This window comes from Rhodoblastus acidophilus, assembly GCF_900187365.1.
GTDB classification, from domain to species: domain Bacteria; phylum Pseudomonadota; class Alphaproteobacteria; order Rhizobiales; family Beijerinckiaceae; genus Rhodoblastus; species Rhodoblastus acidophilus.
The window spans coordinates 47,856-68,411 of record NZ_FYDG01000003.1; the positions used below are offsets into that span (position 1 = coordinate 47,856).

The 20,556-nt window shown below is 66.0% G+C and carries 16 protein-coding genes; 10 read left to right on the forward strand and 6 right to left on the reverse strand.

Annotated elements, in window-relative coordinates; all coding sequences use genetic code 11:
- Window positions 1-23 precede the first annotated feature (23 nt).
- The 5 genes from kaiC to CFB24_RS08585 all read left to right on the forward strand — a co-directional run bounded on the left by kaiC (window position 24) and on the right by CFB24_RS08585 (window position 7,419).
- A complete protein-coding gene (gene kaiC, locus CFB24_RS08565) occupies window positions 24-1,868 on the forward strand; it encodes a circadian clock protein KaiC (RefSeq protein WP_088520190.1) in 1,845 nt (614 codons plus the stop codon).
- On the forward strand, window positions 1,865-2,158 hold the full coding sequence (locus CFB24_RS08570; protein WP_088520191.1) for a circadian clock KaiB family protein: 294 nt from the start codon (window positions 1,865-1,867) through the stop codon (window positions 2,156-2,158). The genes kaiC and CFB24_RS08570 overlap by 4 nt, the downstream gene beginning before the upstream one ends.
- Window positions 2,159-2,169: 11 nt before the next feature.
- Window positions 2,170-2,481 (forward strand): circadian clock KaiB family protein, encoded by a 312-nt coding sequence (locus CFB24_RS08575; protein WP_088520192.1) that lies wholly within the window; start codon window positions 2,170-2,172, stop codon window positions 2,479-2,481.
- Window positions 2,478-6,146, forward strand: a complete 3,669-nt coding sequence (locus tag CFB24_RS08580) for a PAS domain-containing protein (protein WP_088520193.1) — start codon at window positions 2,478-2,480, stop codon at window positions 6,144-6,146. Before CFB24_RS08575 ends, CFB24_RS08580 begins: the two co-directional genes overlap by 4 nt.
- A gap of 193 nt (window positions 6,147-6,339) precedes the next feature.
- Window positions 6,340-7,419 (forward strand): acyltransferase family protein, encoded by a 1,080-nt coding sequence (locus tag CFB24_RS08585; RefSeq protein WP_158255240.1) that lies wholly within the window; start codon window positions 6,340-6,342, stop codon window positions 7,417-7,419.
- On the opposite strand, the gene CFB24_RS08590 is transcribed toward CFB24_RS08585, so the two are convergent.
- Together CFB24_RS08590 and CFB24_RS08595 are read right to left on the reverse strand one after the other, a co-directional pair.
- Window positions 7,371-8,141 (reverse strand): siderophore-interacting protein, encoded by a 771-nt coding sequence (locus CFB24_RS08590; RefSeq protein ID WP_088520195.1) that lies wholly within the window; start codon window positions 8,139-8,141, stop codon window positions 7,371-7,373. The genes CFB24_RS08585 and CFB24_RS08590 overlap by 49 nt on opposite strands.
- Window positions 8,141-8,821, reverse strand: a complete 681-nt coding sequence (locus CFB24_RS08595; protein ID WP_244593222.1) for a PadR family transcriptional regulator — start codon at window positions 8,819-8,821, stop codon at window positions 8,141-8,143. Before CFB24_RS08595 ends, CFB24_RS08590 begins: the two co-directional genes overlap by 1 nt.
- A 110-nt stretch (window positions 8,822-8,931) precedes the next feature.
- Here CFB24_RS08595 and CFB24_RS08600 point away from each other — a divergent pair, with 110 nt between their 5' ends.
- Complete coding sequence (locus CFB24_RS08600; RefSeq protein WP_206605470.1) at window positions 8,932-9,876, forward strand: AEC family transporter; 945 nt, start codon at window positions 8,932-8,934, stop codon at window positions 9,874-9,876.
- 36 nt (window positions 9,877-9,912) lie between these two features.
- Window positions 9,913-12,054, forward strand: coding sequence for a malate synthase G (locus CFB24_RS08605; RefSeq protein ID WP_275936878.1), 2,142 nt, complete (start codon window positions 9,913-9,915; stop codon window positions 12,052-12,054).
- Window positions 12,055-12,073: 19 nt separating this feature from the next.
- Here the strand turns inward: CFB24_RS08605 and CFB24_RS08610 are convergent, their stop codons facing one another.
- Window positions 12,074-12,844 carry a hypothetical protein gene (locus CFB24_RS08610; RefSeq protein ID WP_088520198.1) on the reverse strand — a complete coding sequence of 257 codons (771 nt, stop codon included), beginning with the start codon at window positions 12,842-12,844 and terminating at the stop codon, window positions 12,074-12,076.
- A 213-nt stretch (window positions 12,845-13,057) separates the two neighbouring features.
- Here CFB24_RS08610 and CFB24_RS08615 point away from each other — a divergent pair, with 213 nt between their 5' ends.
- Window positions 13,058-13,879 carry a glycosyltransferase family 25 protein gene (locus CFB24_RS08615; protein WP_088520199.1) on the forward strand — a complete coding sequence of 274 codons (822 nt, stop codon included), beginning with the start codon at window positions 13,058-13,060 and terminating at the stop codon, window positions 13,877-13,879.
- 328 nt (window positions 13,880-14,207) lie between these two features.
- Here CFB24_RS08615 and CFB24_RS08620 read toward each other — a convergent pair whose 3' ends face one another.
- The 3 genes from CFB24_RS08620 to CFB24_RS08630 form a co-directional block, all read right to left on the reverse strand.
- On the reverse strand, window positions 14,208-15,638 hold the full coding sequence (locus CFB24_RS08620; protein WP_088520200.1) for a B12-binding domain-containing radical SAM protein: 1,431 nt from the start codon (window positions 15,636-15,638) through the stop codon (window positions 14,208-14,210).
- A gap of 78 nt (window positions 15,639-15,716) precedes the next feature.
- Complete coding sequence (locus tag CFB24_RS08625; protein WP_158255239.1) at window positions 15,717-16,514, reverse strand: alpha/beta fold hydrolase; 798 nt, start codon at window positions 16,512-16,514, stop codon at window positions 15,717-15,719.
- A 136-nt stretch (window positions 16,515-16,650) separates the two neighbouring features.
- Window positions 16,651-17,265, reverse strand: coding sequence for a TetR/AcrR family transcriptional regulator (locus tag CFB24_RS08630; RefSeq protein WP_158255238.1), 615 nt, complete (start codon window positions 17,263-17,265; stop codon window positions 16,651-16,653).
- 258 nt (window positions 17,266-17,523) lie between these two features.
- On the opposite strand from CFB24_RS08630, the gene CFB24_RS08635 reads away from it, so the two are divergent.
- Both CFB24_RS08635 and CFB24_RS08640 read left to right on the forward strand, forming a co-directional pair.
- Window positions 17,524-18,837: an HlyD family secretion protein gene (locus CFB24_RS08635; RefSeq protein ID WP_088520203.1), complete on the forward strand. Its 1,314-nt coding sequence runs from the start codon at window positions 17,524-17,526 to the stop codon at window positions 18,835-18,837.
- Window positions 18,834-20,402 carry a DHA2 family efflux MFS transporter permease subunit gene (locus tag CFB24_RS08640; protein ID WP_088520204.1) on the forward strand — a complete coding sequence of 523 codons (1,569 nt, stop codon included), beginning with the start codon at window positions 18,834-18,836 and terminating at the stop codon, window positions 20,400-20,402. The genes CFB24_RS08635 and CFB24_RS08640 overlap by 4 nt, the downstream gene beginning before the upstream one ends.
- Window positions 20,403-20,556: the final 154 nt, after the last annotated feature.

The following is a 20,556-nucleotide window of genomic DNA, read 5'->3' on the forward strand; positions in this document are numbered from 1 at the left end:
GCAGGCATCGAGGGGCTTTTCACGTGAACGCGCAGGCGCATAGGCTCGCCAGGACGCCATCCGGCATTGTTGGCTTTGACGAAATTACAGGCGGCGGACTGCCCACCGGGCGGTGTTCGCTGGTTTGCGGCGCCGCCGGCGCGGGCAAGACGCTGTTCGGCCTGACCTTTCTCGCCGAGGGCGCTCTGCGGTTCGGGGAGCCCGGCGTTTTCATCTCGTTCGAGGAGACCGAGGCGGAACTTGCGGCCAATGTCGCTTCGCTCGGCTACGATCTGGAGCAGCTCAGAGCGGCCAACCAGTTAGCCGTCGATTACGTCCGGGTCGAGCGCGCCGAGATCGCCGAGACCGGCGATTACGATCTGGATGGCCTGTTCCTCCGCATCGGCCACGCCATCCGCACCGCCGGGGCCAGGCGCGTCGTGCTCGATACGCCCGAAAGCCTGTTCTCCAGTTTTTCCAACGCGGCGATCCTGCGCGCCGAACTGCGCCGGCTGTTCGGCTGGCTCAAGGCGCAGGGCGTCACATCCGTCATCACCGCCGAAAGCGGCGGCGGCGAGCTGACGCGCCACGGCCTTGAGGAATATGTCTCCGATTGCGTCATCCTGCTCGATCAGCGCGTGCTCGATCAGGTGGCGACGCGGCGGCTGCGCGTGGTCAAATATCGCGGCGCCTCGCATGGCGGCGACGAATATCCGTTCCTGATCGACGAGACCGGCGTGTCCGTGCTGGCGCTGGCCTCGCCGCAACTGGCGCATGACGTTTCAACCGAGCGCGTCCGCACCGGCGCGCCGGCGCTGGACGACATGCTTGGCGGCGAGGGGTTCTGGCGCGGGTCCTCCATTCTGCTTTCGGGCGAGGCGGGAACGGGCAAGACCACGTTCGCCGCCCAATTCGCGGCGGCGGCCTGCGCGCGCGGCGAAAAGGCGGTCTATTTCGCCTTCGAGGAAAGCCCGCAGCAGGTCGCGCGCAACATGCGTGCGGTCGGGATCGACCTGCAGCGCTGGATCGACGCCGGACTGCTGCATTTTGTCGCGAGCCGCCCGAGTTCTTCGGGGTTGGAGACGCATCTCGCGCGCATGTGCCGCGAGGTTGAGCGTTTCGCGCCGGACGTGGCGGTGGTCGATCCGCTGTTCAAGCTCGGGGGCGACGTCGGCGGCATGCTGCTGCGCCTGATCGATTATTTCAAGGGCCGGGGCGTCACCGCCCTGCTGACCTTCGCCGAATCGACCGCCGAGACGCCCGATCACGCCGGGGTCTCGTCGCTGATGGACGCATGGCTCCAGGCGCGCATGACCGAGGCCGGCGGCGAACGCCAGCGCGGCCTGTTGATTCGGAAGGCGCGCGGAATCGCTCATTCCCACCAGATCCGGCGGTTCGAGCTGACCGCGCAAGGCGTCAGGCTGCTTCCCGCCGCCCCCGCGCCGCGTCTCGCCGCGCCTTCGGCGGCTTCGCCCGCGCGGTCGGTCGTCAATAGCGTGGCGGTTCCTGGCGTGGCGGTCCAGGGCTCTGCGGTCCAGGGCTCTGCGGTCCAAGGCTCTGCGGTCCAAGTTTCTGCGGTTTCTGGCTCTGCGGTCCCCAACTCTGCGGTCCCGAGCTCTGCGGTTTCTGGCGCGGCCAAGGATGCGGGGAGGGAACCCGCGGCGGACGCCGCGGAGGTCGAGCGCCGCCATGCGGCGGAGGCCCGCAAGCGCATGATCGAGATCCGGCGCCGCGAACTCGGGGCGCGGATCGCCACATTGCAGTCGAAGCTGGCGCAAAGCGAACGCGAGGCCGACATGCTGTTCGCGCGCCAGCAGGGCGCCGAGGAGGCAGCGGCCCAGTTCCGGCGCGAGGCGGCCGAGGCGGGGCGTCACCGGGGGCGCACGTGACCGGCGCCGACGCCGAGCGCTGGCTGCTCCGGCTGTATATCGCCGGGGGATCGCCGCGTTCGCAGGCGGCGCTTGCCAATCTGAAGGGGGTTTGCGACGAATATCTGCCGGGCCGCTACGAACTGGAGGTGATCGATCTCGTCGCGCATCCCGAGCGTGCGCGGGCCGATCAGATCGTGGCGGTGCCCACGCTGGTGCGCCGGTTGCCGCCGCCGATCACCAAGATCATCGGCGATTTGTCGATGAAAGAGCGGGTCATCGTGGCTTTGGATATTGAAATGACAGATTGACGGGAGGGCGAATGGAGGGGCGGGAGGCTTATCGGCTGCTGCTGTTCGTGAGCGGCGCCACGCCGCGCTCGATGCGCGCCGTCGCCGCCGTGCGCAACCTTTGCGACACGCGTCTTCCCGGCGCCTATCGGCTCGACGTCATCGACGCGTTTCTCGATCCGGTCCTCGCCCGCGATCACCAGATCCTCGCCCTTCCGACCTTGCTGCGGCTGTCGCCCGGACCGACGAAAATGTTTGTCGGCGACATCAGCGACCCCGTGCGGCTGGCGGCCGGGCTCGGCCTGTCGTGGCGGCCGGTGATCGCCCCGGGAGCGCCGTCATGAGCGAGAAGCGCGCCGCTCCCCTCGCCAAAATCCCGGCGACGGAGGAAGCCGTCGAAACGCTGCAGGCGCTGGTGATGGGCGAGGCCGACGCGCTCGTGGTGGAGACGGCGGCCGGACCGCGCGTCTTCACGCTGCGCGGCGCCAACGAGCCTTACCGGACGCTGATTGAGCGGATGTCGCAGGCGGTGGTGGCGCTGCGGGACGGGGTGGCGGTCTATTGCAACGGCGCCCTGGCGCGCGCGCTGGGCCGGGAAACCCTGATCGGCGCGCGACTGGCCGATCTGGTCGTCGAGGCGGATCGCGAGCGGTTCGCCCGGATGCTGCGCGTGGGCGAGACATGCGACGTCGCCATCGAGGCGGCGCTGCGCGGGCCGGCCGGCCGGCCGCTGCCCACGCATGTCGCCGCCGCGCCCTTCATGTTCGACGGGGCGCCTTGCGTCGCCTTGATCGTCACGCCGCTCGACGAGATCGCGTCGTGGCGGACGGCGCGCTTCGGCCTGGCTGAAAGCGAACGGCGGTTCCGGCTCGCCCTCGCCAATTCCCCCAGCGTGGTGTTCGAGCAGGATCTGGACCTGCGTTACACCTGGGTGTTCAATCCCAAGCCCGGCCATCCCGACCCGATCGGCCTCACCGACGACGAAATTCTCGACCCGGCCTTCGCGGCGCCCCTGGCGGCGATCAAGCGCAAGGTCATCGCCACCGGCGAGCCGACCCGCGCCGAAGTGCAGACCGCCTTGCCGGGCGGCCCGGTCGAGACCTGGGATTTGTGCGTCGAGCCGCGCCGCGATCCGACCGGCGCGATCATCGGCGTCATTTGCGTCGCGATTGATTTGACCGAGCGCAAGCGGGCGGAGGAGGCGCTGCGCGAGAGCGAGACGCGTTTCCGCATGCTGACCGAGGCCACGGCGCATGTCATCTACCGGATGAACGCCGACTGGACGGAACTCCGGCGTTTCAAGGGCGCCGAGTTCCTGGCGGATGTCGAACACGTGGACGCCGCCTGGCTGAACCGGTTCCTGCCCGCCGACGAGCACGCGCGCGTTCTCGCCGCGATCGACGAGGCCATCCAGCGCAAGGGCGTGTTCGAGCTGGAGCATCGCGTCAAACGGATCGCCGGCGGCATCGGCTGGATCTGTTCCCGCGCCGCGCCGCTGCTGGATGCGCATGGCGAGATCAAGGAATGGTTCTGCTCGGCCAGCGACATCACCGCCCGCAAGACGGCGGAAGAGGCGCTGCGCGAGAGCGAGGCGCGCAAGGAATTGCTGCTCGGCTTGGTCGACGCCTTCAAGACCCTGACCGACGCCAATGACATTGTCGCCCTGGCGGCCGAGAAGCTGGGCCGCCGGCTCGGCGCCGACCGGGTGATTTTCGCGGAGGTGGATCCGCGCGACGATTTCGTCACCATCGCGCGCGAATGGAACGACGGGAAAATGCCGAGCTATATCGGCGTGCACCGCCTGACGGATTTCGGCCCTGTCGTCGCCTATTTGCGGTCGAACGAGCGCGTCATGGTTCCGAATGTCGCCACGGACCCGCGTCTCGCCGCGCCGGAGGTCCAGGCGCGCGCCCGCCTCGCGGAGATCGGCGCTTTCCTGAGCGTTCCGCTGGTCGCCGGCGGCCGGCTGGCCTGGGTCATGTCGGTGCATCAACGCGCGCCGCGGGCGTGGAGCGCCGCCGATCTCGCGTTGGCGGAGGAGGTGGCCGAGCGCACCTGGGCCTGGGCCGAGCGCGCCCGCGCGGAGCAGGCGTTGCGCGAGGGCGAGTTGCGCATGGCCGAGGCGCAGGCCAGCGCTGGAATCGGCACCTGGTGGTGGGACGTGCCCACCGGCCGCACCCAGTTCAATCCCTGCTTCTACAAGCTCTACGGGCTGCAGCCGCAGCCGGACGGCTTCGACGATTTCCTGGCGCTGGTCCATCCCGAGGACCGCGTCGGGCTGCTGGCGTGCGCGGACGAGGCGCTCGGCGGCCCCGGAGGCTATGAGGCGGAATTCCGGCTGCGTCGCGCCGACGACGGCGCCGAACGCTGGTTCCGCTCGCGCGTGCGCACTTCCTTCGACGTCAGCGGGCGCCCGTCCCGGGTGAGCGGCATTGTCCAGGACATCACCGAGGCCAAGGCCGCCGAGCTGGCGCTGCGCGAGAGCGAGGCCGCGCTGCGCCGCGTCCAGCGCCAGTTGCGCCATGCCGCCGATGCGGCGCGGCTCACTTATATGGAGTTCGACCTCGAAAACCAGCGGCTGGAGCTGGCCGACAATCACGCCGAGGTCATGGGCTTCCTGCCGGAGATCGCCGACGCCAGCGTGGATTCGTCCTTCGAGGGCCTGCTCGGCCATGTCGTCGAGGCCGACCGGTCGAAACTGCTGGAGGCCCGTGACGCGTTCTACGCCGGCCTGCCGTCGGAGCCGTTGCGCTACCGGGTGATGACCGACGACGGCGAGCGCTGGATCGAAAGCCGGTGGAGCGCCGAATGCGACGCGGACGGGCGCCCCTCCCGCGTATTCGTCAGCCAGCTTGACATCACCAAACTCGTCCAGGGCACCGTCGCGCTGGCCGCCGCCAAGGCCGAGGCCGAGCGCGCCAATCTGGCCAAATCCAGTTTTCTCGCCGCCGCCAGCCACGATCTGCGCCAGCCGGTGCAATCGCTGATGCTGCTGCTGCCGCTGATCGAGCGCCATCTCGACAGCACCCCCAAGGCGGCGCAGGTTCTTGGCCTGATGAACAAGGCGCTTGGGGGGCTCAATGTGCTGCTGACCGCGGTGCTCGACGTGTCGCGATTGGACGCCGGCGGCGTGGAGCCTACGGTCGAGACCGTGTCGCTGCGCGGATTGTGCGAACGTCTGGCGGCCGAATACGATTCCAAGGCGGACGCCGCCGGCCTGCACATGCGGGCGCGCACGCTCGATCTGCACGCCCGCACCGATCCCGCGCTGCTGGAGCGCGTGTTGCGCAACCTGATCGAAAACGCGCTGCGCTACACCCGCCAGGGCGGCGTGCTGCTGGCGATGCGCCGGCGCGGGCAGGGCGTGCGCATCGACGTCATCGACACCGGGATCGGCGTCCCCAAGGAAAAACAGGCGGAGATTTTCCAGGAATTCACCCAGCTCGACAATCCCGGCCGCGATTTGACGCAAGGGCTGGGACTCGGGCTGGCCATCGTCGCCCGCGTCTCCGCCCTGCTGAACCTCGATGTGACCGTGTCGTCGCGGCCGGGGCGCGGCTCACGTTTTTCGGTCTGGCTGCCGGTGTCGGCGCCGGCGGCGCCCAAGCCGGCCCAGATCGTCAGGGCCGAGAGCCGCGGCGGACTGGTGCTGGTGATCGAGGACAATCAGATCTTGCGCCTCGCCATCGAAACCATCCTGAGCGAAGGCGGCTATGACACGCTCGCCGCCGCGAGCGGCGAGGATGCGCTCGATCTGGCGCTGCGGGCGCGTTCCATCGACGCCATCGTCACCGATTTCCGGCTCGGCGCCGGTTTAAACGGGGTCGAGGCGGCGCAGGAGATCGAATGTCGTCTGGCGCGGCCGGTCGCCAAATTGCTGCTCACCGGCGAAGCCGCCATCTCCGACTTCGACCATGCGGATCTGCGAGGCTTCGAATTCCTTTACAAGCCGATCAGCGCCGAAAAGTTGCAGGCCAAGCTGGCCGCCGCGCTGGAGTCGCTTCGGTGAACCCCGGTTCGCCGAAGGAATTTCCGCTTTTTGTTCTGACGCGGCGTCTTCACGGGAACCGGTCTCCAGTTTTCTATAATATGCGTCGTCTTCCCCCTGAAGCGGGGTGAGGCGCTCATACCATGCCTTAAGGTAATCCCGGCTAGGCTCGGGATGCGCCGCGTCCGCGCGGATTGGTTTGGCTGGGGGCGACGTGACGAAACAGCGCAACGAGGGCGGCGCCGACCGCATCGAAGTTCTCGACGGCTGGCGCGCGATCAGCGTCGGGCTGGTGCTTGTCGCGCATCTTCTCGGCCATTCCAGCGTCAAACTGCCCGATCTGTTCGGCGCGCCGGCGCTGGCGACTTTCGACCCGCTGGCGCGGCTGGGCGTCGATATTTTCTTCGTGATCAGCGGTTTCGTGATCTGCCGCGGCCTGATGCGGGAGCGGCGCGAGACCGGGCGGATCTCGCTGCCGGCGTTCTATGCCCGCCGCGTCTTTCGGATCGGGCCGCCTCTGGTCGCCTATCTGGCCTGCGTCGCGCTGCTGGCGTGGATGGGCGCGGTCGAGATCCATGGCTATGGCCCGCTGGCGCGCGCCCTGACCTTCACCTGCAACATCGCCAACGCCGATTGCGGCGGATGGCTCGGCGGTCACACCTGGAGCCTGTCGGTCGAGGAGCAGTTCTATCTGGTCATCCCGTCCTTCCTCGTGCTGCTGGCGCAAAACCGCCCGGCGGCGCTGGCGATGCTGATCGTTTTCTGTCTGTTGGGGCTGGTTTTTTCGGCCTTCGACATTCTGATCCAGTTCGTGTTCATCGGCGCCGGCGTGGCGCTGGCGCTGAACGAGGATTCCGCGCGGCGTGCTGTCCGGCTGCTGCCGAACTGGGCCGGCTATGCGCTGCTCGCGGCGGCGCCGGCGCTCGCCTGGGCGCGCCATGCCGGCTATGAGCTGGCCGGGCTGGCGATTGTCGCCGTCATCCCGACGCTGCTGATGTGGACGATGCTGAGTCCGTCCCGGTGGCGGGATGTCCTGCTGTCGCCGCCTTTGCAGGCGACCGGCCGGGTGTCCTACGGCGTTTATCTGTGGCAGCAATTGGCCACTTATCCGTTCGCCGGGGCGGGCGCGCTGTTTTATCTGGGCGCGGTCGCCGGGTGTTTGGCGTGGTCGTTGGTCTCGTTCCATTGGATCGAGACGCCGTTGATCGATTTTGGCGCGCGATTGTCGCGCCGGTTAAAGCAGGCTCAGGCCTCGAACTTTTCATGCGCGCCCGCCTTGCCGCGCACCCAATAGCCGGCGGCCTTGATCCAGTTTTTGGGATGGCCGCGATCCTCGATCATGTAGTCGCGCAGCCGCCGCGCGACGGCGGCCTCGGCGGCGATCCAGACAAAGCCGTCGCCCTCGGGTTTGGCCCACCCGCTCAACGCCCGGCGCAAAAGGGTGGCGTCGTCGGCGTGCGCGCCGCGGCGAAACACCCAGAGCGGCGTCCAATGCGCGGCGGCGGCGAAAGTCTGGACGTCCTCCGGCCCGTTGACCACGACCACGCTGGCGACGGCGACGCCGGGGCGCAGCGATTCGACGCGGCGGCCAATCGCGGGCAGGGCGGATTCGTCGCCGATCAGCAGATAATAGTCGAAATCGTCGGCGACGACGACCGAGCCGCGCGGGCCGCCGATGGTCAGCGTGTCGCCGGGCCGCGCCTTGAGCGCCCAGGCGGTGGCCGGGCCGGCGTCGTGCAGGGCGAAATCGAGCGTGAGGCGGCGGCCCGCCGCGTCGAAGGCGCGCGGCGTGTAGTCGCGCAGCACCGTCTCACCCGGCCTGTTGGGGTCGGGCAGAAACAGCTTGACGTGATCGTCGGGCGCGTGGCTGACGAAATCCGCGAGCTGAGGCGACGTGAAGGTCAGCCGCAGCATCGACGGGGTCAGGCGCGCGACGCTTTCCACGGTCAGGAGCCGTTTCTTCGGCTCCTGGCGCAGGCGCTCGACCGTGTGGCGGGTTTCGGCGCGGCAGAGCATCAGAGCCGCTCGATCTTGCGCGCGGCCTCGTCGATGAGGTCCGCGACCGCCAGCAATTGCTCGCGATTGCCGGCGTCGAGCGCCTTCTGCTCCAGCACGGCTTTCAGATTGACCATGGCGCGGAACACCGGGCCCATGTCCATGGCCTCGCCGCGCTTGCGCAGCGCTTCGAGCCGCGCCAGCGCCGCTTCCGCCTCGGCCCGGCTCTTGTCCAGCTCCGCCGCGCCGGCCTCGGTGATGGCGTAGAGCTTTTTCGCGCCCTCGCTCGCCTGAGTGGCGATCAGGCCGGTTTCGTCCAGCAGCGTGAGGGTCGGATAGACCACGCCCGGGCTGGGCGCATAGGCGCCGCCGGTGCGGGCCTCCAGCTCGCGAATGATGTCATAGCCGTGGCGCGGCTCCTGCTCGATCAGCAGCAGCATCACCAGCCGCAGTTCGCCGCCCTCGAACATGCGCTTGCGGCCGCCGCCCTCGCCGCGTCCGCCGCCATGTCCGTGGCCGCGTCCGAAGCCGAAACCGTGCCGGCCGAAGCCTTCGCCGCGCATGGCGCGCAGGTGGTCGAACCAGCCGCCCCGGCGTCCGCCGAACGGGGTTTCGCGCGGGTCGCCGCCGGCGTCGTGGTCGAGATCGGGACCGCCGAAGTTTTCGCAGCCGTGGCGGCCGCCTCTGTGGAACATTCGCATTTCTGTGTTCTCCTGTTTTCGATGGTTACAAGATATATCTTAGATGCGTCATGTCAAGGTCGGATGCACGCGATTTGCGCGACGCGGCGTGCGCGGGGCCGGAGGCCCGCTTGCGGCGGCCCAAGCGACAGCGCGCCGAAAAGCTGCTACGGCAGGCGGAAACGTCAGGTTTCGCCTTGCCTCTTCTCGATCTTCTGCAAATCGGCGCGCCGGTCTTCATCGTCACGGCGATCGGCTATTTCTGGCGGCTGCGCGCGCTGCCGTTCAACCAGAGCTTCGTCACCCAGTTCGTGGCGCTGGTCGGCGCGCCGGCGCTGACGTTCGTCACGCTGCTCAACAGCCATTTCGCCCTGGCCGACATCGCCCGCATGGGCGGGGCGACGCTGGCCTGCCTGCTGCTGTTCGCCGCCGTGGCCGCGCCGGCGCTGAGGCTGCTGGGCTACGACCGGCGGGTTTACCTGCCCTCGCTGATCTTTCCCAATATCGGCAATATGGGCCTGCCGATCTGCCTTTACGCCTTTGGCGAGCGCGGATTGGCGCTGGCGATGATCTATTTCACCATCACCTCCATCGGCCAGTTCACCTTCGGCCCGGCCATGGCGCGCGGCCGCATCACACTGGCGGCTTTGTTCCGCGCGCCGTTTCTCTATGCCGCGCTGGCGGCGGTCGCCTGCTCGCAGGCGGGGATCGTCGCGCCCGACTGGGTGGTGAAATCATTAAAACTGGTGGGCGACGTCACCATTCCGCTGATGCTGCTGGGGCTGGGCTGCGCGCTGGCCGAATTCGGCGCCAGCGCCTGGCCGCGCCAGACGGCGTTCTCGCTGGCGCGCATCGGTCTCGGTCTTTTTGGGGGCCTTGTCGTGTCTTCCGCGTTTGGGTTCAATGGCGCCGAGCGCGGCGTTCTGATCGTCGAGAGCGCCATGCCGGTGGCGGTGTTCAATTATTTTTTCGCGCGCGAATATGGTGCGCATGAAGAGGAAGTCGCCGGCCTGGTGCTGATCTCGACCGCGCTCAGCTATGTCCTGTCGCCGTTTATTCTGCTGATCGCGTTGTAGTCAGGCGACAGGCGAAAATAATTCAGGGAGGACAACGTGGCGGATATACGGATTGCGCCGGCGTTCCGGCGGTTCATGGAGGACGAGGCCCTGCCGGGGACGGGCGTATCGCCCGACGCGTTCTGGTCGGCGCTGGAGGAGTTGCTGGCGCGGTTTGCGCCGGACAACCGGCGGCTGCTGCGCAAGCGCGACGCCCTGCAGGAGAAGATCGACCGCTGGCACCTCGAACGGCGCGGCGAGACTCACGACGCCGCCGCCTACAAGAAATTCTTGGGCGAGATCGGCTATCTGCTGCCGGAGGGCGGGGATTTCGCGGTGGAGACGGCCAAGGCCGATCCCGAGATCACGCATGTCGCCGGGCCGCAACTGGTGGTGCCGATCAGCAATGCGCGCTACGCCCTCAACGCCGCCAATGCGCGCTGGGGCAGCCTTTATGACGCGCTTTATGGCACGGATGCCTTGGCTCCGGTCGATCCGGGGGCGCGCGGATATGATCCGGCGCGGGGCGCCGCCGTGGTGCATTGGGCGCGCGATTTTCTCGACGTGATCGCGCCGCTGCAAGGCGAGGCGTGGAAGGACGCCAAGGGATTCGCCATCGAGAACGGGCTTTTGCGCGTCGATGTGGCGGGCGGGGCCACCACGCTGGCCGATCCCGCGCGGCTGGCGGGATATGTCGGCGACGCCAACAATCCGTCGCGTCTGCTGCTGGTGCATAATGGCCTGCATGTCGAGATCGTGATCGACCGCACGACCGTGGTGGGGCGCGACGATCCCGCGGGGATCAGCGATGTCATCCTGGAATCCGCGCTGACCACGATTCAAGATTGCGAGGATTCTGTCGCCGCCGTCGATCCCGACGACAAGGTTCTCGTCTATCGCAACTGGCTCGGCCTGATGCGGGGCGACTTGTCCGCGACCTTCGAGAAGCGGGGCGGCGCGGAAACCCGCACGCTGCATGGGGATCGCGACTATCTGCGCCGGGACGGGACGCCGTTTTCCCTGCCGGGGCGGGCGCTGCTGCTGATCCGCAACGTCGGCCATCTCATGACCACAGATCTTGTGACTTTCGATGGCGCGCAGGCGCCGGAGGGGCTGATCGACGCTCTGGTCACCTCGACCATCGCGCTGCACGATTTGCGCGGGTCAGGGCGGCTGCGCAACAGCCGCGCCGGGTCGATCTATATCGTCAAGCCGAAGATGCACGGGCCGGAGGAAGTGGCTTTCGCCAACGATGTGTTCGATTTCGTCGAGGAGCGGTTGGGGCTGGCGCCGAACACGATCAAGATGGGCATTATGGACGAGGAGCGCCGCACCTCCGTCAATCTGAAAGAGGCCATTCGCGCGGCGAAATCCCGCGTGTTCTTCATCAACACCGGCTTTCTCGACCGCACCGGCGACGAGATGCACACGTCCATGCTGGCGGGGCCTTTCATTCGCAAGAACGACATGAAGGCGACGCCGTGGATCGCGGCTTATGAAAACAACAATGTCGATGTCGGCCTGCGCGCCGGCTTTCGCGGCAAGGCGCAGATCGGCAAGGGCATGTGGGCCATGCCGGACCTGATGGCGGATATGCTCAAGGCGAAGGTGGGGCATCCCAACGCCGGCGCCAACACCGCCTGGGTGCCTTCGCCCACCGCCGCCACGCTGCACGCCACCCATTATCACCGCGTCAATGTCGCGGCGCGGCAGGCGGAGATTTCCGCTCGCGAAAAAGCCAGCCTCGACGATCTGTTGACGCTGCCTCTGGCGGACCGGGCCAATTGGTCGGCGGAGGAGGTGCAGCAGGAACTCGACAACAATGCGCAGGGGATTCTGGGCTATGTCGTGCGCTGGATCGACCAGGGCGTCGGCTGCTCGAAGGTGCCGGACATCCACAATGTCGGGCTGATGGAGGATCGGGCGACGCTGCGGATTTCCTCGCAGCATATCGCCAACTGGCTGATGCACGGCGTCATCGACGCCGATCAGATCCTCGCCACTTTTCAGCGCATGGCCAAGGTGGTGGACAAGCAGAACGCGGGCGACCCCAATTACCGCCCGATGGCGCCGGATTTCGGGTCTTCGGTGGCGTTCCAGACCGCTTGCGCCCTGGTGCTCGAAGGCGCGCGCCAGCCGAACGGCTATACCGAGCCGCTGCTGCATGCGGGGCGGCGCCAGGTTAAGGCTGCGGTCTGAATTTTCAGCGGCGGCGCTCCTACGCCGCCGTTCCGCTCGCGGGCGCCGATGTCAGCGCCTGCGGGACGTAGCGGGCGATCCCGAGATGCGCGAGGATCGCTTGCAATTCCCGATTATGATCGACGCCGATCGCGCGGAGATAATTGTAAAATTCGCCGTTGGGGTCGAACGGATGGGTGTGGCGCATCTCGAACGCGTCGACGATGGCGGCGACATATTCGTCGCCGAGATGATGGCCCCAATAGACGTCGAGTCCCCAGCTCGAAATCGAATAAGTGAAGGAATGCAACATCTTGCCAAAATAGCGCCGGGAGAAGCAGGGCGCCATCACCTCGACGAAATTGGTGCGGCGGAAGCTGTGGCCGGGATGGTTCCAGGTGAGGGCGAACGAGACATGGGAGTCCCGCGTCAGCGAGGCCTGGGCGAGATCGAACCCCTGCGCGCCGCAAAAGGCGAAGAAATCGTCGAGTGAAAAACGAAACTCCAGATCGTCGTCGGCGATCATGATGTGTTCGTAGTCGGCGATGTCAGGATAAACCCGCGCCATTTCATGCACGCTGTGGAATTTCGACAATCCGCCGGTAAAAACGCCTTCGGCCTGGGTCGCCAGAATATCGTTGTTGGCCGGTCCGGCATAATAACTGACGAAAATGTCGAAGCTGCGCGGATCGGGCAGGGAAAAGAAAAACGACGGACGCGGCGAGTCGCCCGCGCGCAGGATCAACAGATTGCGCCGGCGTTGCGCGGGAAGCCGTTCAACCGTGATCTGTTGACTGTTGCTTCCGATCATCGCGCGCCCCCCGGTCCAAATGCGCCGGCGGCGCAGGCGCGCCGACGGCGCCCGAAGCTGTCACTCTTTCCTCGCGCGAGGCATGTGTGGGCGCATCGGCTTCGCACAAGTTTAGCTCAATAGAGACGGAGACTCCCGAACGCGCGCCTGCCCTCGGGGGAGACGTGGGGGCGCGTCAAAACTTTGTTTCGCCCGCCGTTCACGAGATCAGTCATGGATTGCTTCTATATCAATCTCGATGCGGAAACGCACAGGCGGGCGGCCGTGCAGGAGAATTTCAATCGCTTCCGCACGCAGAACTGGGATTTAACCCGCTTTCCCGCCGTAACGGCTGACGAGGTGGTCGCAGAGGGCGTCGACGGCCGCATTCGCCCGGCTGAAAAAGCCTGCTTGCTGAGTCATCGGCGCATCATCGCCGAGATCGCCCGCCGGGGCGACGACGCCCTGGTGGCGGAAGACGACGTGCTGTTCGGCCCCTCGACCTTCGTCGGTTTGGACGCGCTTTTGCGTGACCCTGCCTCAAACGACTGGGATGTCATTTTCACCGACGTCGGCGTTCCCGACATTCCGACCCAGTATCATCTCGTTCGATTGAAACAGGAATTTCAAAAGACCGGACAGTCCCGGATTATCGATTTGCGATTCCTGCCGAGTTTTTTCGGCACGACGGCCTATGTGGTGAAGGCGGGCGCGGCGGAGAAGGCGCTGTCTTGTTTTGCCGAAAACGAGACCCTGGATCTGCCTTACGATATCTTCATGCGCCGGTTGGTTCATGACGCCAAGATCAAGGCGGGCGTCGTTTTTCCGTTCCTGACGTCGGTCGCCGACAACAGTCTGGCGTCGAACATTCAGCCCTCCACGCATGAGGTCGCGGATGTCGCATGGCTGTTGTTCCGGCGGATGATCTGGACCGATGGCGCTTGCGCCGATTTTGCGGAAAAACTCGAACATTTCGACGATCATGTCGATGCGGACGCCAAAGCATTTGGGAAAATATGGTCAGTGATTTCGGACCGGAACTTTTTGTACAAGTGAAGGCGGCGCTGGCGTCTTTTTGGACTCTTGGCTGAGGCCGCGCGGAGGCCAATTTCCCAGAATTTCAATTTTTGGTTGAATCGAAAATTGCAAAAACAGCGAGATTCGCGACGATTTTTGCGAATTTCGTGCAAAAAGACGCAAATTTCTGTTTGTTTTTGAACGGACAACCATTTGGTTGCGCTGAGGCGGTTCTCGACGGTTTCGCCAAATTACATATGTAAATCAATGTTTTGATCAAGGGTGTTTCACGTGGAACATACCATGAACATTGCGGTATTGGCTTTGTCGCGGGATTCTTGTTTTTGTTTTGCGTCGCGCCGCCGGCCTATTCCGCCGATTGGCGCAATTCGGGTTCCGGCTCCAAACCTTCGAGCACGGCCTCGCGCCATTCGCGTTTGATCGGCAGGATCGGTGGGTTGGGCGCGTGCTGCGTTTCCGGCGTGGCCGGCGCGATGCTCTCGATGTTTTCCGTCTTCGACGCCTTGCGCATGAACAGATTGTAAATCAGCCATTGCGCGCGGCTGCGCTTGCCGGTGAGCGGGAAGCGGCTGGCGATGGATTTGACCGAGTAGAAATCCTTGTAGGCGCCGTCGAGGCCAAGGCGCAGCGTGTCCGGCTCCATTTGCGCGGGGCGATAGACGACATGGCCCTGGTCGTACATGGTCCAGTCGAACGAGACGATGCGGTTGGCCTTTTTCATCTCGTACCAAGTCAGCGTGCCCGGATAGGGGGTGAGGGCGGAAAAGGCGCAGGCGTCGAAGCCGGCGTCGATGTTGAAATTGACGGTGTGGTCGAAGACGGTCGCGTCGTCGCCGTCGAAGCCGAACATGAACAGGCCGAACACCGAAATGCCGTAGCTTTGAATCTTCTGCACCAATGCGGCGAAATGGTCGGGCTGGTTGACGAATTTATGCACGCTTTTCAGCGTGTCGCGCGAAATCGATTCAAAGCCGATGCTGAGCATGGTGCAGCCGCTTTCCGCCGCCAGCTCAAGCATCCTGTCGTCTTCGGCGAGCTTCGAGGTGACGCCGGCCTGCCAGCGAAAGCCGCGTCCTTTCAGCGCCCGCATCACCTCTTTCGGGCGCTCCGGCGTGCCGAAGAAATCGGCGTCGTTGATGGAGATGTTGCGCGAGCCGCAGGCCTCCATTTCCGCGATCACCTCGTCCACCGGGCGGTAGCGGAATTTCAGGCCGTTCATCAGCGGTTCGGCGCAAAAGGTGCAGCCCGTGTGGCAGCCGCGCGAGGTCTGCACGAAGGTTTTGTTCACATAGCGGTTCTGTTTCAGCAGATCGTAGCGCGGCATTTTCATGCCGACCATCGGATGCAGCTGGTGCGAGCGGTAGATGCCGCGCATCGCGCCGCCGCGCAGATCGTCGAGCAGCCGGTCCATCACCAGCTCCGCCTCGCCCACCACCACGGCGTCGCAATGCGACAGCGCCTCCTGCGCCATAAAACTCGGATGCACGCCGCCCATCACCACGGGCACGCCCTTTTGGCGGAAGGCGTCGGCGATTTCGTAGCCGCGATTGACATAGGAGGTCATGGCGGAAATGCCCACGAGATCCGCCGTGAGGTCGAAATCGACGGGCTCGATGTTTTCGTCCGTCAGCACGACTTCATACTGGTCGCGCGGGATGCAGGCCGCCACCGCCAACAGACCGGCGAGCGGAGAATAGAGCGCGCGGTTGAAATAAATCGGGCGGGTGGTCAGGGAATCGGTCTTGGGATTGATCAGATGGATGCGGCGCGTGGGCATGGAGGGGTTCCGAACAGCCAGACAACAGGCTGAACGGCGGCGGCGGCGCGCGGTTCCCGAGCGGCAGCCAAAATACCCTCACGCCGCCACGCGCGCCAGAATCGCGGCGACCTGATCCGCCGCCGTCACATGGGGCAGGTGGCCGCTGCTTTCGACGATAACGAGTTCGGCCTGCGGCCACAGCCCGGCCAGATGGCGGCCCACCGCCACCGGCACGACGGGGTCGGCGCTGGGCTGGATGATGGTGGTGGGCGTGCGATAGGCTTGCAGCTGCGGGCGCAAATCAATGGTGAACAGCAGTTGCGCCATGGACAGGGCGACGTCCGGCCGCAGCGCCCGCAGTCCTTCGCGGAAATCGTCGATCGCCACGGAATTCGGCGCGCCCCCGACCGCGATGGGCGCGAAGGCCTCGGTCCAGGCGAGGTAATCGTCGCTGACAGCGTCGAGCAAGGCGTCGAGCTCCTCGCGGGTGAATCCGGCTTCATAGCCTTGGTCGCGGATGAAGCAAGGCGCCGGCGCGATCATGACGATGTGGTGGAACCGCTCCGGTTCGCGCGTGGCGGCCAGCATGCCGATCATGGAGCTCATCGAATGGCCGATCAGCGTGCAGGGGCCTTGGACGGTGGCGGCGATAATGCCGAGCAGGTCCTCGACATAGCCGTCGAGCGTGGCGTAGCGCGCGGAGTCGTAATGCTTGGGCGAGACCGCCCAGTCGAATCGGACCACCCGGCTACGCGCTTCCAGCAGCGGCAGCAGCTGCGTCCAGCAATTCTGGCTGGTCCCGAAACCGTTGCCGAGCACGAGGACGCGCTCGCCGGCGCCGCTTATGGTCACCGCGTGTTTGGTCAGGAAATTGCGAGTCTTGGCGAAAAGCATGGCGGCCGTGTTGTCTGGCGGGCTGGCGCGTCGCGGATGGGTCAACGCGCGCGGCGAAAAAACGTCGAAACCCGCGTAGGCTTTTTGCGCTTCAATCGGTGAAGGCCAAGCCGACGCTATTCTAGCGCATTCAGGCTCAGCTTGCGAGGCCGCCATTGCGGCACGCGGCGAGGAAGAAGGCGACGCGTCTGTCGGCCTCGTTGACGAATTCGGCGCGCAGGGCCTCCAGCGGCTCGCCCGCCAGCGCCCGTATCAACAGCGGCAGCAGGTTCAGGTCGATGAAATAGCGCGCCGCGCGGGCCTGCCGTTCCTCGTTGTCGCCGAGCGCCGCGTCGAGCTGGCCGCATTGCGAGGCGCCCGCCAGCAATTGCCCGATGATCTCGCCGCCGCGCCGCCGCGCCATCCGGCCGAGGCTGCGCACCAGGTCAGGAAAGCGTCGGGATTCCGAGAGGCACAGCCGGTAAAGCCCAACGAATTCCTCGGTCAGCGTTTCATTGACCAGGGTGACGGCGATGCCGGCGAGCCGCGCCTCCAGCGTGTCGCCGGCCGGCTTGTGATCGCCGACGCGCGCGTGCTTGAGCGCGATCCGATCGGCCAGGGCGGCGGCGAACAGCGCCTCCTTGTTGGGATAACGCGCGTAGATCGTCGGCTTGCCCGAACGGGCCGTTTCCGCGATCAGGTCGATGGAAGCGCCCTCGAAGCCGCGGTCGAGAAATACGCGTGTGGCCGCATTGAGGATGCGGGCGTCCACCTCGCCTGCGCGCTCCAGCGGCGGACGCCCGCATCTCGTCCGCGTCTCGCGCTCGCTCCTCGGTTTTCCAGTATCTTCCATCGCCTTCACCCTGCCGGGATATAGGCGCCTCACGTCCTCGTGTAAAGCGAACGAAACGGTGTCGTTTCGTATTGAACAATGAGACCCGTCAACCCATGTAGCGGAACTGAACGGCGTCGTTCCATTGTCGCGCTTGCGCCGCGTTTCGCGGCCGCGCGGTCCAGGCGGGAGCAGTGAATGCTGAAAGACCAGGATTACATCGAGGACAAGGAAGCGCAGAATTCCGCCGAAGCCGGACCCTCCATCAAATCTCGAAAGGTGAGAGTCGCGGAGAAGGGCGAGGCGCGTCCGGCTCGTCCACCGGCGCCGGAAACAAAGCGCACCGCGCCTCCCGATGGTGATCGCCCGGCCGCCGATCAGACGGACGCGGGCGCCGCGCCATCCGACCACGATGACAAGCCAGGGCGCGGGTTCGTTCGCCGCCGCCCCGTCGCATCGGCGTTCGGCGCGCTGCTGATAGTGGGCGCGCTCGGGGCGGGCTACCTCTGGTGGGACGAATCCAGCCATTTCCAGAGCACCGACGACGCCTTCATCGCCTCGCGGCCGGTCGCGCTGGCGCCGAAAGTTTCGGGCTATGTCACCGAGGTTCCCGTCACCGACAACGAGCATCTCGGAAAGGGCGCCGTGATCGCGCGGATCGACCCGCGCGATTATCGCGTCGCGCTCGAACAGGCCGAGGCGCAGGTGGGCGCCGCCCAGGCGAACATCAAAAACATCGACGCGCAGATCGCCGTGCAGCAAGCGCAGATCGCGGCCAACGAGGCGCAGGTCGATCAGGCGCAGGCGACGCTCGTCTTCGCCCGGCAGCAGTCCGCCCGCTATGAGCAACTGGCGCAGCGCGGCGCCGGTTCTGTGCAGAATGCGCAGCAATTCAACGCGCAATCGGCGCAGCAGCAGGCGGCGCTCAAAACCGCGCAGGCGGGCGTCGAGGTGGCGCGGCGCCAGGTGGAGTCGCTTCGGGCGCAACGCCTCAGCGCGCAGGCGAGCCTCGCTCAGGCGCAGGCGCAGGCCGATCAGGCGCGGCTCAACCTCAGCTACACTACGGTCGCCGCCGCCGAACCGGGGCGGGTGGTCAACCTCACCGCCGAGCCCGGCGAGTTCGCCGCCACGGGCGCGAACCTCGCCATGTTCGTGCCCGACGAGATCTGGGTGACCGCCAATTTCAAGGAAAACCAGCTCGACGCCATGCGAGCCGGCCAGAAGGCGACCTTCGAGATCGACGCCTATCCCGGCCGCACGATCACCGGCCACGTCGAGAGCATTCAGCCTGGTTCCGGCACCGCTTTTTCGCTGCTGCCGGCGCAGAACGCCACCGGCAATTACGTGAAAATCGTGCAGCGCGTGCCCGTCAAGATCGTCATCGACGCCCCGCCGGCGGATGTGACGCTCGGTCCGGGCATGTCGGTGGTCCCCAGCGTGCGCGTGGACGCGTCGCCCTCGCTCTACGAGCGCCTCGCCGGCGCTGTCGACAGGCTCTGGAGCAAGTCATGAGCGAACGCGGCGCAGCGCCGCCCGTCGTCGCGGAGGGCGTGAATCCCTGGCTGATCGCGGTGGTCGTGGCGCTGGCCGCCTTCATGGAGGTGCTGGACACCACCATCGCCAATGTCGCCCTGCGCTATATCGCCGGCAGCCTCGGCGTCAGCGCCGACGAATCCTCCTGGGTGGTCACCACCTATCTCGTCTCCAACGCCATCATCGTCACGGCGACCAGTTTCTTCGCGCAAAAATTCGGCCGAAAGAGTTTTTTCCTGTTCTGCCTTGGCCTGTTCACCGTCAGTTCGGTGCTGTGCGGCTTCGCCTGGAATTTGAACTCCCTGCTGGCTTTTCGCCTGCTGCAAGGCCTGGCGGGCGGCGGCATGGTGCCGGTGGCGCAATCCATTCTCGCCGATTCCTTCCCGCCGCAGAAGCGCGGCCAGGCTTTCGCCCTGTTCGGCGTGGCCGTGGTGGTGGCGCCGGTGATCGGCCCGACGCTCGGCGGCTGGCTGTCCGACAATCTGTCGTGGCACTGGTGCTTTCTCATCAACGGCCCGGTCGGCCTGCTGTCGATGGCGCTGATCTACGCCCTGATCAACGAGACGCCGCCCACCGCGCGCGCCGCCCGTTTCGACTGGATCGGCTTCGTGCTGGTCGCCTGTTTCCTCGGCTCGCTCGAAGTCATTCTCGATCGCGGCCAGATCGAGGACTGGTTCGCCTCGCGCTTTATCGTCACCTTCGCCGCAATCGCGGCGCTCGCCTTCGTCGCGACGATCCCGTGGGAACTCAAGCACAAGTCTCCGTTGGTCGACCTGCGCATGCTCGCCAGCCGCCAGTTCGGCGCCTGTTTCGTGGTCATGCTGGCGACCGGCGCCATCCTGCTGGCGACGACGCAGTTCATGCCTCAGATGGTGCAGGAGGATTTCGGCTATACCGCGACCTGGGCGGGGCTGGCGCTGTCGCCGGGCGGCCTGGTGGCGATGGTCATGATGTTCACGGTCGGACAATTGTCGCGCCGCGTCCAGCCGAAATATCTGATCGCCGCGGGCTCGGCCGTCTGCGCCTTCTCCATGTACGGACTGACCGGCCTTAACGGCGACGTTGACTTCTGGTTCTTCGCCGATTGGCGCATGGTGGTGAGCGTCGGCCTGCCGCTGATCTTCATTCCGATCACCGCCGCCTCCTATGACGGCCTGCCCCCCGGCAAGACCGACATGGCCTCGGCGCTGCTCAACGCCGCCCGCAACACCGGCGGCTCCATCGGCGTGTCGCTGGCCTCGAACGTGCTCGCGCATCGCCAGCAGTTTCACCTCAGCCGTCTCGCCGAACAGAGCGTCCCGTCGAATCTTTCGTATCAGCAGACGATGCAGCAGGCGACCGACTATTTCGCGCAAAACGGTTCGGCCGCGCAGGCCAAGGCGCAAGCTTTCGCCTGGATCGGCCAGCAGGCGCAGGCGCAGGCGTCGCTGCTGGCGTATATCGATGTGTTCTGGACGTTGATGCTGGTGTCGCTGGCGGCGATCCCGCTCGCGTTGCTGCTGCGCAAAGTCAAACTGGGCGGCGCCGCGCCGGCGGGACATTGACGCGGCCGGCGCCGGCTCCACAACGAAAAACGCGAATCCAAAAGCGATTTTGGCGAAAAGTGAAAATGGAAAAGGCGTGGAGTCGGCTCATTGACGGCGCATATGTTCTTGTTTTGTTTCACGTGAAACGGGGCGGCGCGCGAAGAAAGCGGCC

Coding starts and splice junctions, on each gene's coding strand:
- CFB24_RS08620 (WP_088520200.1), bottom strand. CDS start 15,638: ATGCCCACGCGCCGCATCCATCTGATCAATCCCAAGACCGATTCCCTG.
- CFB24_RS08580 (WP_088520193.1), top strand. CDS start 2,478: ATGAGCGAGAAGCGCGCCGCTCCCCTCGCCAAAATCCCGGCGACGGAG.
- CFB24_RS08595 (WP_244593222.1), bottom strand. CDS start 8,821: ATGCGAATGTTCCACAGAGGCGGCCGCCACGGCTGCGAAAACTTCGGC.
- CFB24_RS08640 (WP_088520204.1), top strand. CDS start 18,834: ATGAGCGAACGCGGCGCAGCGCCGCCCGTCGTCGCGGAGGGCGTGAAT.
- CFB24_RS08590 (WP_088520195.1), bottom strand. CDS start 8,141: ATGCTCTGCCGCGCCGAAACCCGCCACACGGTCGAGCGCCTGCGCCAG.
- CFB24_RS08615 (WP_088520199.1), top strand. CDS start 13,058: ATGGATTGCTTCTATATCAATCTCGATGCGGAAACGCACAGGCGGGCG.
- CFB24_RS08575 (WP_088520192.1), top strand. CDS start 2,170: ATGGAGGGGCGGGAGGCTTATCGGCTGCTGCTGTTCGTGAGCGGCGCC.
- CFB24_RS08625 (WP_158255239.1), bottom strand. CDS start 16,514: ATGCTTTTCGCCAAGACTCGCAATTTCCTGACCAAACACGCGGTGACC.
- CFB24_RS08610 (WP_088520198.1), bottom strand. CDS start 12,844: ATGATCGGAAGCAACAGTCAACAGATCACGGTTGAACGGCTTCCCGCG.
- CFB24_RS08635 (WP_088520203.1), top strand. CDS start 17,524: ATGCTGAAAGACCAGGATTACATCGAGGACAAGGAAGCGCAGAATTCC.